The organism is Stenotrophomonas sp. FR024, assembly GCF_047500745.2.
Lineage (GTDB): Bacteria > Pseudomonadota > Gammaproteobacteria > Xanthomonadales > Xanthomonadaceae > Stenotrophomonas > Stenotrophomonas maltophilia_A.
Genome location: NZ_JAXAXM020000006.1, coordinates 155161 through 166056, shown reverse-complemented (window position 1 = coordinate 166056; position 10896 = coordinate 155161). Strand labels below are relative to the sequence as shown.

Annotated in this window: 10 protein-coding genes; 7 read left to right on the top strand and 3 right to left on the bottom strand. The window is 68.1% G+C overall.

Going from position 1 to position 10896, the window contains the following annotated elements; translation table 11 throughout:
- Nucleotides 1–29: 29 nt before the first annotated feature.
- Nucleotides 30–680, bottom strand: coding sequence for a YceH family protein (locus ACMZ91_RS09175; RefSeq protein ID WP_032128686.1), 651 nt, complete (start codon nt 678–680; stop codon nt 30–32).
- Nucleotides 681–781: 101 nt separating this feature from the next.
- Here ACMZ91_RS09175 and ACMZ91_RS09170 point away from each other — a divergent pair, with 101 nt between their 5' ends.
- From ACMZ91_RS09170 to plsB, 4 genes are all read left to right on the top strand, one after another.
- Nucleotides 782–1705, top strand: coding sequence for a 5'-nucleotidase, lipoprotein e(P4) family (locus tag ACMZ91_RS09170; RefSeq protein WP_049461551.1), 924 nt, complete (start codon nt 782–784; stop codon nt 1703–1705).
- Nucleotides 1702–2427 (top strand): orotidine-5'-phosphate decarboxylase, encoded by a 726-nt coding sequence (pyrF, locus tag ACMZ91_RS09165; RefSeq protein ID WP_032128688.1) that lies wholly within the window; start codon nt 1702–1704, stop codon nt 2425–2427. Before ACMZ91_RS09170 ends, pyrF begins: the two co-directional genes overlap by 4 nt.
- 424 nt (nt 2428–2851) lie before the next feature.
- On the top strand, nt 2852–3805 hold the full coding sequence (locus ACMZ91_RS09160; protein WP_414577259.1) for a hypothetical protein: 954 nt from the start codon (nt 2852–2854) through the stop codon (nt 3803–3805).
- Nucleotides 3805–6441 (top strand): glycerol-3-phosphate 1-O-acyltransferase PlsB, encoded by a 2637-nt coding sequence (gene plsB / locus ACMZ91_RS09155; protein WP_032128690.1) that lies wholly within the window; start codon nt 3805–3807, stop codon nt 6439–6441. The genes ACMZ91_RS09160 and plsB overlap by 1 nt, the downstream gene beginning before the upstream one ends.
- A gap of 100 nt (nt 6442–6541) precedes the next feature.
- On the opposite strand, the gene ACMZ91_RS09150 is transcribed toward plsB, so the two are convergent.
- Nucleotides 6542–6745, bottom strand: a complete 204-nt coding sequence (locus ACMZ91_RS09150; protein WP_005421068.1) for a YdcH family protein — start codon at nt 6743–6745, stop codon at nt 6542–6544.
- Between the two features lie 91 nt (nt 6746–6836).
- Here ACMZ91_RS09150 and ttcA point away from each other — a divergent pair, with 91 nt between their 5' ends.
- From ttcA to ACMZ91_RS09135, 3 genes are read left to right on the top strand one after another with little or no spacing between them, the layout of a single operon-like run.
- Nucleotides 6837–7757, top strand: a complete 921-nt coding sequence (ttcA, locus tag ACMZ91_RS09145) for a tRNA 2-thiocytidine(32) synthetase TtcA (RefSeq protein WP_180862782.1) — start codon at nt 6837–6839, stop codon at nt 7755–7757.
- 36 nt (nt 7758–7793) lie between these two features.
- Nucleotides 7794–8699 (top strand): recombination-associated protein RdgC, encoded by a 906-nt coding sequence (locus tag ACMZ91_RS09140; protein WP_005411825.1) that lies wholly within the window; start codon nt 7794–7796, stop codon nt 8697–8699.
- 59 nt (nt 8700–8758) lie between these two features.
- A complete protein-coding gene (locus ACMZ91_RS09135) occupies nt 8759–9538 on the top strand; it encodes a M48 family metallopeptidase (RefSeq protein ID WP_032128692.1) in 780 nt (259 codons plus the stop codon).
- A 449-nt stretch (nt 9539–9987) separates the two neighbouring features.
- On the opposite strand, the gene ACMZ91_RS09130 is transcribed toward ACMZ91_RS09135, so the two are convergent.
- The gene (locus tag ACMZ91_RS09130; protein WP_414577262.1) at nt 9988–10854 is read right to left on the bottom strand and encodes a methylglyoxal synthase; all 867 of its coding nucleotides are present in this window, start codon (nt 10852–10854) and stop codon (nt 9988–9990) included.
- Nucleotides 10855–10896: the final 42 nt, after the last annotated feature.

Sequence of the window (10896 nt, the reverse complement as noted above, 5' to 3'; positions counted from 1 at the left end):
TAGTGCCGGCCGCTGGCCGGCACCCACCATCAGCCGCGCAGTTCGGCCAGCTGCGCCTGCAGCTCGGCCACGGCCGCTTCCAGCTGGGCCACGCGCTCGGCCAGGCCCGGATCGGCCGCGTCGCTGCCACCGCCGCTGCTGGCGTATTTGGCCGCAAGCGCCGCGCCGTCCACTTCACCGCACAGCAGGTGCATGTAGCGGTCTTCGCGCTGGCCGCTGGCGCGCGGCAGCACCACCAGCAGCGCGCGCTGCTGCAGGCGCTCGATGGCGTGGCGGGCTTCGTCGGCGTCGGCGAAGCGGTGCAGTCGCTCGCTGCGCGTGACCAGTTCGCCCAGGGTCTGCGGCCCACGCAGCAGCAGCATCGCCAGCAGCACGGTCTGCTGCCGGGTCAGGTCCAGCGCGGCCTGCAGGCGGTGCTCGTAACGGTCTGCGCGCGAGGAGAAGTGCTGGCGGGCCAGGCCCAGTGTTTCCAGCTGGCGCAGCGCGTGCTGCACGCTGCCGGCATCGACGTTCATCACCGGCTCGCGGGCGGTCTTCTGGTTGGCGGCCGATTGGGCGGCGTTGACCGTCAGCGGATAGGTGTCCGGGGTGGTTGCCTCCTTCTCCACCAGGCAGCCCAGCAGGCGGGCCTGCACGGCGTCGAGCAGGGGGACGTCGGGGGTCTGGGTGGAATCGGTCATGGCGGCCTCCGGAAGGGCAACGGGTCAACCGCCAAGCATAGCCGTCCCGGGACCGCCTTTGCCGGTAAAATGCGCCGGTATATCTGATTGCCGGTGAATCCATGCGTCGTCCCGTTTCCCTGTCCCTGACCCTGCTCGCCACTGCGGCGCTGGGCCTGTCCGCCTGCAAGCGCGTGGATGCGCCTGCCGCCGAAGCCGCTGCACCGGAGGCCCCGGCCGCCGCTGCCAAGGCCGACGGCACGCTCGATGCCACTGCCAACGACAACCTCAATGCGGTGCTGTGGATGCAGCGCGCGCAGGAGTACAAGGCGATCACCGAACAGACCTACCGTGCCGCCGCCGACCACCTGGATGCCGCGCTGAAGGAAGCCCACTGGGATGCGCTGGTGCCGGAAGAACGCGGCAACGAGGCCAAGGGCCTGAAGCCGGCCGTGGTGCTGGACGTGGATGAGACCGTGCTGGACAACTCGCCCTACCAGGCGCGCCTGGTGCGCGACGGCAAGGAATACGACGAGCTGACCTGGGACCAGTGGGTGGCCGAAAAGAAGGCCAAGGCCATTCCGGGCGTGGTTGATTTCGCCAAGGCCGCCAACGCCAAGGGCGTGACCCTGCTGTACATCTCCAACCGCGCCGTGCACCTGAAGGACGCAACCCTGGCCAACCTGCGCGAGCAGGGCCTGCCGGTGGCCGATGACAGCGTGTTCCTGGGCCTGGGCACCGTGGTCGAAGGCTGCGAGCAGGCCGGCAGCGAGAAGAACTGCCGCCGCCGCCTGGCCGGGCAGAAATACCGCGTGCTGATGCAGTTCGGCGACCAGCTGGGCGATTTCGTCGAAGTGACCGCCAACACCAACGACGGTCGTGACGCGCTGCTGCAGCAGTACCACGACTGGTTCGGCGAGCGCTGGTGGATGCTGCCGAACCCGACCTACGGCGGCTTCGAGCCGGCGCAGTTCAACAACGACTACAGCCAGTCGCGCCAGGCCCGCCACGACGCCAAGCGCGCCGCCCTGGACTACGCACCGTGAGCCGCGCGCCGCTGCCGCTGCGCGATGACGAGCGCCTGATCTTCGCGCTGGACGTGCCTGACCGCGTGCAGGCGCTGGAGTGGGTCGACCGCCTCGGCGACAGCGTGGCGTTCTACAAGATCGGCATGGAACTGCTCGCCTCCGGCGAGTACTTCCAGGTGCTGGACGAGCTGGCCCGCCGCGACAAGCGCGTGTTCGTCGACCTGAAGTTCTTCGACATCCCGGCCACCGCCGCGGCGGTGATCAAGCGCCTGTCGCAGTGGCCGGTCAGCTACGCCACCATCCACGGCTGGCACCCGGCGATGATGGAAGCCTGCGCCGCCGCCAACAGCAGCGACATGCGCCTGCTGGCGGTGACCGTGCTGACCTCGATGGGCCGCCCGGACCTGGCGCAGATGGGCATCGACCGTGAGCCGGTGGACGTGGTGGTCGAGCGCGCGCTGGCCGCGCAGGCGGCCGGTATCGATGGCGTGATCGCCTCGGGCCAGGAAGCCGGCCCGATCCGCGCCGCTACCGGCGCCGGGTTCTCGATCGTCTGCCCGGGCATCCGCCCCGGTGGCCCGGTCGGCGATGACCAGAAGCGTACCGTTGGCGTGGCCCAGGCCTTTGCCGATGGCGCCGATGCCATCGTGGTCGGTCGCCCGATCCGCCTGGCCGCCGATCCGCAGGCTGCGGCCCGGGCCATCCAGCAGGAAATCGCGTCGGCGTTGGCTACGCGCTGAGATTCCGCTGCGCAGTCTGCAGGCCCGAACGCCATCCCGACCCGCGCGGGATGGCGTTTTTGCATCCGCCGAAGGACCGGTTGTGCCCGAATCGCCGCGAAACCTGCCGTAGATTTCATGGCCCCGGCGCAAGGCATCAGGCTACTCAATAAAATCAATGATTTATATGACACTACGTGAAGTGTTGCCTTAACTTGAAGGGCAGCGTAGGATCGCCGCCATCCGGTCCTCGGACCGGACATGTGCCACAACACTGTCCACCGGCCCTGCGCCGGCTTGAAGAGCCTGTGATCCTCGTGATCCCGGCTCTTTTTTTATTCCGATCAGTGACTTGCACAAGCAACCGCGGAAACCGTGACGTCCCGGCTTGCCGCTGTCACCTCGCAGGCCGCAAGATGCGGACCGGTCCGGGGAGTCCGAGTGCATGAGCGTGGCAGTGCGAGGAAGGTCTGCGCGTGGATGGGGGCTGGCAGCCATGCTGTTGCTGGCCGTGGCCGCGTGCCGTGAATCGGTCAACGATCCGGCCAAGCCGGCGGCCGAGCCGGTCGCGGCGGTGCAGGCGATGGCCCTGCGCCTGGCCGAGGACGATCTGGTCGGCTATGCAAAGCTGTCGGTTCCGCCCAGCCAGTACCAGCGCCTGCAGCAGGCCTGGGCCGAGGGCCATAGCCAGTGGCCGCTGACTGAACTGCCACTGGGCGACCAGCTGCTGCCGATGCTGGCCGCACTGCGCACGCCCAATGCCGGTGCCGAACTGCAACGCAGCTTCGACCGCCAGCTGGCAGGCCAGGCCAGCGCGGTACGCCAGGCGGCGCAGTCGATGGGCAACTTCGGCGTGCAGTACCTGCGCCACCAGAAGGGCTATACGCCCGGCCAGCAGGCCCATTACATCGCCCTGGTGGAAACCCTTGCCAGCTGGGCGCAGGGCGCGCCGATCAGTGACCGTGCGCGTGCACGCAGCACGATCGCCGCGCTGGTGAGTGCCGCCGGCAAGGTTGGCTTCGACGATGAGGCCGACCTGCAGGCCGCGGGCATGGAAGGCAGCCTGCAGCAGCTGGCGCCGTTCATCCATACCCTCAAGGCGGTGCTGGGCAGCTACGGGCTGGGCGTGGATGACGCGCTGCGCAGCGTGCGGGGCGAGCTGCTCTCGGTGGAGGGCGACAATGCGCTGGTACGCCTGCACTACGACCTGGCGGGGCGCGAGATGACCCTGCAGCTGCCGCTGAGCCGCCGCGAGGGCCACTGGTACCTGACCCGCACCCTGGCCGACACCGACGCGCTGCTGCGCAAGGCCGACGCGGCCCGCGCCGCTGCGTCGCCGTCACCGGCTGAAGCCCCCGCCGAGGGTGGGGAAGCGGCAACGCCGCCGCCTAAGCCATAATGGCGCCGATGTCGAAACAGAACCCGCTGCCGTTCCCCGGCGAAGAATCCCAGTCGACGCCCGCCGATACGGTGCCGGCGTCCCCCTCGACCGGTACCGGCCCGAACCCGGTACCGCCGCCCGCGCACGCGCGTCCGGCCGGCCGCCGCCCGCTGTGGGCTCGCCTGCTCGGCCGCCTGGTCGAGCCGTGGCTGTCGCTGAAGATCGAACCGGAAGACCCGGGCCAGTACAACGATGGCCGCCCGGTCATGTACGTGCTGGAAGACTACGGCCTGTCCAATGCGCTGATCCTGGACAAGGCCTGCCGCCAGGCCGGCCTGCCGTCGCCGCTGGTGCCGCTGGCCGGTGACCCGACCGGCCGCAAGCGCGCCTACCTGGCGCTGTCGCGGCGCAGCTCCAGCAACTCGCTGATTCCCGAACAGCGCGGCGCCAAGACCCACTCCGATTCGCTGGCCAAGGTGCTGCAGGCCCACCGCGTGCGCGATGACCTGGACGTGCACCTGGTGCCGGTGTCGATCTTCGTCGGCCGCGCGCCGGACAAGCAGAGCGGCTGGTTCGCCGTGCTGTTCTCGGAAAACTGGGCGCTGGTCGGCCGCTTCCGCCGCCTGCTGGCGGTGCTGCTCAACGGCCGCAGCACCATCGTCCGCTTTGCCCCGCCGATCTCGCTGCGCAGCACCGTGGACGAAGGCCTGGAGCCGGAGCGCACGGTGCGCAAGCTGCAGCGCGTGCTGCGTACCCATTTCCGCCGCATCCGTGAATCGGTGATCGGCCCTGACCTGTCGACGCGGCGCCTGCTGGTCGACCAGGTGCTGGCCGCCGAACCGGTGCGCGAAGCGATCGCCGCACAGGCCAAGCGCGACAATTCGAAGCCGGCCGATGCCTGGAAGAAGGCACACGCCTACGCCTGGGAAATCGCCGCGGACTATTCCAGCCCGGTGGTGCGCTCGGCCAGCTTCATGCTCAGCCATGTGTGGAACCGCATCTATGCGGGCGTGCTGGTGCACCACCTGGACAAGTTCAAGGCCGCCGCGCCGGGCCACGAAGTGGTCTACGTGCCCAGCCACCGCAGCCACATGGACTACCTGCTGCTGTCCTACCTGCTGTACGACCGTGGCATCGTGCCGCCGCACATCGTGGCCGGCATCAACCTGAACCTGCCGGTGGTCGGCACCCTGCTGCGCAAGGGCGGTGCGTTCTTCATCCGCCGCTCGATCCGTGGCAACGCGCTGTACTCGGCGGTGCTCAGCGAATACGTCGCGCAGCTGGTGGCCGGTGGCTACTCGCTGGAGTACTTCGTCGAAGGCGGCCGCTCGCGTACCGGCCGACTGCTGCAGCCCAAGGGCGGCATGATCTCGATGACGCTGCGCGCGTTCCTGCGCCAGCCGCGCAAGCCTGTGCTGTTCCAGCCCATCTACATTGGCTACGAGAAGCTGATGGAGGGCGGCAGCTACCTGGACGAACTGTCCGGCCGGCCGAAGGAAAAGGAATCGATCTGGTCGCTGCTGTGGGGCATCCCCAAGGTGCTCAAGCAGAACTACGGCCAGGTGGTGGTGAACTTCGGCGAGCCGATCGCACTGAACGACGTGCTCGCCGAGAAGGCGCCGGAGTGGAAGGGCGAGGCGGTGTCCGAGGACGAGAAGCCGGCGTGGCTGTCGACCACGGTGGATACGCTGGCCGAACGCATCCAGGTGCGTATCAACGGCGCCGCCGACGTCAACCCGATCAACCTGCTGGCGCTGGCCCTGCTGTCCACGCCGAAGCACGCGATGGGCGAGGCCGACCTGATCGCGCAGATCGAGCTGTGCAAGACCCTGCTGGTCGAGATGCCGTATTCGGACCGGGTGACGGTGACCCCGCACTCGCCGGAGCGGATCATCGCCCATGCCGAAGAAATCAACGTCCTCACCCGCATCAAGCACCCGCTGGGTGACGTGCTCAGCGTCAGCGGCGATACCGCGGTGCTGCTCAGCTACTTCCGCAACAACGTGGTGCACCTGTTCACCGCCTCGTCGTGGGTGGCCTGCTGCTTCCAGAACAACCGCCGCATGAGCCGCACCGGCCTGGTCCAGCTGGGCCGTACGGTATACCCGTTCCTGCAGGCCGAGCTGTTCCTGCCGTGGAGCGAGGATGAGTTCGCCCAGCGCATCGACCGGACCATCGATGTGTTCGTGCGCGAAGGCCTGCTGCAGAACGTCAACGATGACGATGGCGGCATCCTCGCGCGCAACACCGGGCAGACCGACGAGGTGTTCCGCCTGCGTGCGATCGGCCATTCGCTGCAGCAGGCGTTCGAGCGCTATTACATCGCCATCTCGGTACTGGTGAAGAACGGCCCGGGCGTGCTCGGCGCGGCCGAGCTGGAAAGCCTGTGCCAGCAGGCCGCGCAGCGGCTGAGCCTGCTCTACGCACCGGCGGCACCGGAGTTCTTCGACAAGTCCCTGTTCCGTGGTTTCATCCAGAAGCTGCGCGAGCTGCGCCTGGTGTGGCCGGACGAGAACAGCAAGCTGCTGTTCGACGAACGCCTGGACGCCTGGGCCAAGGATGCCAAGTTCATCCTCGGCCGCGAGCTGCGCCACACCATCGAACGGGTCAGCCCGGAAGCGGCACGCCCGGACGAGCCTGCGCCGCAGGATTGAAGGCAGCGCCGGGCCGTGCCCGGCGAAAGGCATGCCAACCAAGGTTGGCATCTACCGGGGCGAAGCAGTAGATCCACGCCATGCGTGGATGGGCCACCGCTCAGGCCGGTTCGTCGGGAATCTGCAGGCTTTCCAGCCTGGCGATGCAGTCCTTCAGCTGCAGCTTGCGCCGCTTCAGGCGCTTGGCTTCCAGCTCGTCCTCGCCATTGGCGGCCATGCGGGTGATCTGTTCATCCAGCAGGCGGTGCTCGGCGCGCAGGGCGGCGAGGTGCTCGACGATCTCGGCGGGGCTGTAGGTGTCCACAGCCTCCGAGCATACACAGCGATGATGACTGCCGGGAGAGGGGAATTCCGACCCCCGGCCGTGGCCGCTCCGAGCCGTTAGAATGGAACCCATGAGTGCCGTGATTTCCCTTCCCGATCCCCAGCCGCGCGCCGCCCGTGATCCGCGCGTGGCCGAGCGCGAGCAGCACAAGCTGGCCAAGCGCCTGCGCCGCCAGGTCGGCGAGGCGATTGCCGACTTCGGCATGATCGAGGCCGGCGACAAGGTCATGGTCTGCCTGTCCGGCGGCAAGGACAGCTACACCCTGCTGGACGTGCTGCTGCAGCTGCAGAAGAAGGCGCCGGTGCCGTTCGAGCTGGTGGCGGTGAACCTGGACCAGAAGCAGCCGGACTTCCCCGAGCACGTGCTGCCGGAATATCTGGCAGGCCTGGGCGTGCCGTATCACATCATCGAGCAGGACACCTATTCGGTGGTCAGCCGGGTCATCCCGGAAGGCAAGACCATGTGTTCGCTGTGCTCGCGGCTGCGTCGTGGCGCGCTGTACAACTACGCCGAACTCCATGGCTTCACCAAGATCGCGCTGGGCCACCACCGCGACGACATGGTGGCCACGTTCTTCATGAACCTGTTCCACCACGCCAAGCTGTCGGGCATGCCGCCGAAGCTGCGCAGCGATGACGGCAAGCACGTGGTGATCCGGCCGCTGGCCTATGTGCGCGAAAGCGACATCGTCGAGTACGCACAGGCACGCCAGTTCCCGATCATTCCCTGCAACCTGTGCGGCAGCCAGGAGAACCTGCAGCGCCGCCAGGTCGGCCTGATGCTGAAGCAGTGGGAAAAGGACCACCCGGGCCGCATCGAGCAGATCGCGCGTGCCATGGGTGAAGTCCGGCCCTCGCAGCTGGCCGACACCACCCTGTTCGACTTCATGGCGCTGGGCCGTCGCGACGACGCGCCGCTGCCCGACGCCCATGCCTGGCTGGCCGGCTCCCCGGCCGACGCCGACGCAGATCCCGAGACGCCCACCGTCTAAGGTCGGTCGCCCTTCCTCTTTGCCATCCGGAATTCCATGTTCTTTCGCAACCTGACGTTCTTCCGTTTCCCGACCACCACCGATTTTTCCGAAGTCGACACCCTGCTGCCGCACGCCCTGCTGAAGCCGGTCGGCGCGCTGGAAATGAATTCGCGCGGCTTCATCTCGCCATTCGGCCGCGAGGAGAAGGAACTGCTCTCCCACCGCATCGCCGAACATTTGTGGCTGACCGTGGGCGGCGAGGACAAGATCCTGCCGGCGGCGGTGGTCAACGACCTGCTCGAGCGCAAGCTGGAAGAGATCGAGGAGAAGGAAGGCCGCCGCCCGGGTGGCCGCGAGCGCAAGCGCATGAAGGACGACCTGCTGCATGAACTGCTGCCGCGCGCCTTCGTGAAGTCCTCGCGCAACGACGCCTTCATCGACCTGCAGCACGGCTACGTGGCGGTGGATACCTCCAGCCGCAAGACCGGCGAGTACTTCATGTCCGACATCCGCGGCCTGCTCGGCAGCTTCCCGGCGATGCCGCTGAATGCCGAAGTCGCACCGCGTTCGATCCTGACCGGCTGGATCGCCGGCGAGCCGCTACCGACCGGGCTGAGCCTGGGCGAAGAGTGCGAGATGAAGGACCCGGTGGAAGGTGGCGCGGTGGTCAAGTGCCAGCACCAGGAACTGCGCTGCGACGAGATCGACAAGCACCTGGACGCCGGCAAGCAGGTGACCAAGCTGGCGCTGATCTTCGAAGACAACCTGTCCTTCGTGATCGGCGACGACCTGATCGTGCGCAAGCTGAAGTTCCTCGACGGCGCCCTGGACCAGCTGGAGCATGCCGACGAAGACGGCCGCCGCGCCGAGTTCGACGCCCGCTTCGCCCTGCAGAGCGCCGAGATCCGCCGCCTGTTCCTGTTGCTGGAAGAAGCCTTCAAGCTCAGCAAGGCTGACTGAACAGGCAGCCCGACGGCCGCCGGTCATCCGGCGGCCCGAAGCGGCGCTATGCTGGGCGCATGAGCCGTCTGCTGCGCCGCCTGATCAGCCCGACCCCGCCCGCCACCGTACAGCGCGACACCGTTCGCCTGCGCCTGGAGGATGCCGAGATCGAGGTGCTGCGCGTGCGCGATCCACGTGCGCGCCGCATCAAGCTGAGCGTGGACGAGCGCGGCGCACGCTTGACCCTGCCGCCGCGCGCAAGCCTGGTGATGGGCGAACGCTTCCTGGAACAGCATCGCGACTGGCTGGCGCTGCAGCTGCGCCAGTACCAGGGCCAGGGCCTGCCGGCACCGCTGCAGCCCGGCGAAGACGGCGTGCTGCCCCTGCGTGGCGAACTGCTGCCGCTGCGCTGGCAGGAAGGCCGCTACGCGCGCCTGGAGATCGACGCGCACGGCGCCTGCGTGCAGTGGCCGACCCGCGGCGGTGATGCCACCCTGCGCCGCCTGCTGCGCGAGTTCTACGAAGCCCAGACCCGCGCCGACGTCGGCCGCTGGCTGCCGAAGTACCTGCCCACCCTGCCGCGCGCACCCAGCCGCCTGCGTCTGAAGGTGATGTCCTCGCAATGGGGCTCACTTGCCCCGGATGGCAGCATGGCACTGGACCTGGCGCTGGTGCTGGGCCGATCCGAGGCGTTCGAGTACGTGCTGGTGCACGAACTCTGCCACCTGATCCAGCCGAATCACTCACCCGCGTTCTGGCACGAAGTGGAACAACGCTTCCCCGCCTGGCGCGAACAGCGCGATTACTTCCAGCTGGAAGGGCGACGCCTGAAGGCCATGCTCCGGCAACTGCTGTAGCGCGCGCGCTACAGCAGTTGCCCACGCATTCTTCCTCTACCCCCGCCTTCGGCGCGCCCCTTCAACAGAAGGGGCTTCACTCAAGACCGCGTGCTGAGCAGTCGAGCAAGCTCGACTCTACAGAAGCGCACACAGCGCGCGACCCGCTTCCGCTCTTGCTCTTCTTTCTCTCTTCCGTGGCTGGACACGCACGGAAACTGTCTGAGGCCGGGCGGGTGAGCCATGCAGGGGCGTTGGCGCCATGGATGGCGCCATCGAGCTTACAAGGGTGAAGGCGCTTTGCTTGCGAAGCACTGCTTCGCAAGCGCCTGAACGCACAGCCGCCAGCGGCTGGGCCGGGCCCCGGAGGGGGACTTGCAGCGACCCCTGCGCAATCCACCCCACCCGGCCAAGCACGGCTTCTGATCTGAACGACCCACCACGAGGGGCTCAGCCGTTGGCCGAAACCCTCACCCCGCCCGCAGCGCCACCGCCGCCGCCCACCGCGCCGCCACCCGCGGCGCCGTGATGCACACCGCCTGATCGGTCACCGTCGTCACCGCGCGCTCCAGCAGCTGGATATCCGCCTCATGCTGGCGCGCCACATGCGGATCCTCGAAGAAGATCGCGCGCTGGCAACGCCCCTCCAGCACCCGGTCGGCAATCTGCGCATCACCGCCCATCGGACCGCTCTGGTAGCGCGTCACCCACGGCGTATCACGCGGCCAGCCCCGGCTCCAGGCCAGCTCGTTCAAACGCTGGCCGGTGGTCCCGGTGGCCACCCGCTCACCGAACCGGGCCAGCACATCGAAGTGCTCATCGGCGAAGGCCAGCATCGCCGGCTTCATCGCATCGTGCGCGATCAGCGCCAGCGTCTGGCCTTCGAACGCATGCAGGTCGTCGGCGCCGGCATCGGCTGCCAGCCCGGCGTGGACGCGCTCCACCTCCACCCAGTCGCGTGCGGTGGCCACGGTCGAAATGAACGGCTTGCCGTGGATCACGCACTGCCGCTTGAGCGCGGTTGCTTCCGGAAACACCGAGGATGGATCGACCGGGTCGATCAGGTAGATCGCGCCATCCAGTGTCCGATCCGGACCCATGCCAACGACTTCGGCGACCAGCTTCATCAGGCCACCCTCGCGTCCGTAGGGATAACGGTGCAGGCCCGCGTACCCGGTCAGGAAGCCCTGCCGTTCGACTGCGTCATGGGTGCGGCCGACCGCATGCAGCGACACGCCCAGCTCGCGCAGGCCGGCCTCGCTGCTGCGCAGCCAACGGAACAGCGCAGCGCGCGCGTCGTGGTGATGAAGACGGTTGGCAGCCAGGCCGATGCGCATCGAACGCTCCGCAGGTACGGGTGAAGGCGGCAGTGTATGTCG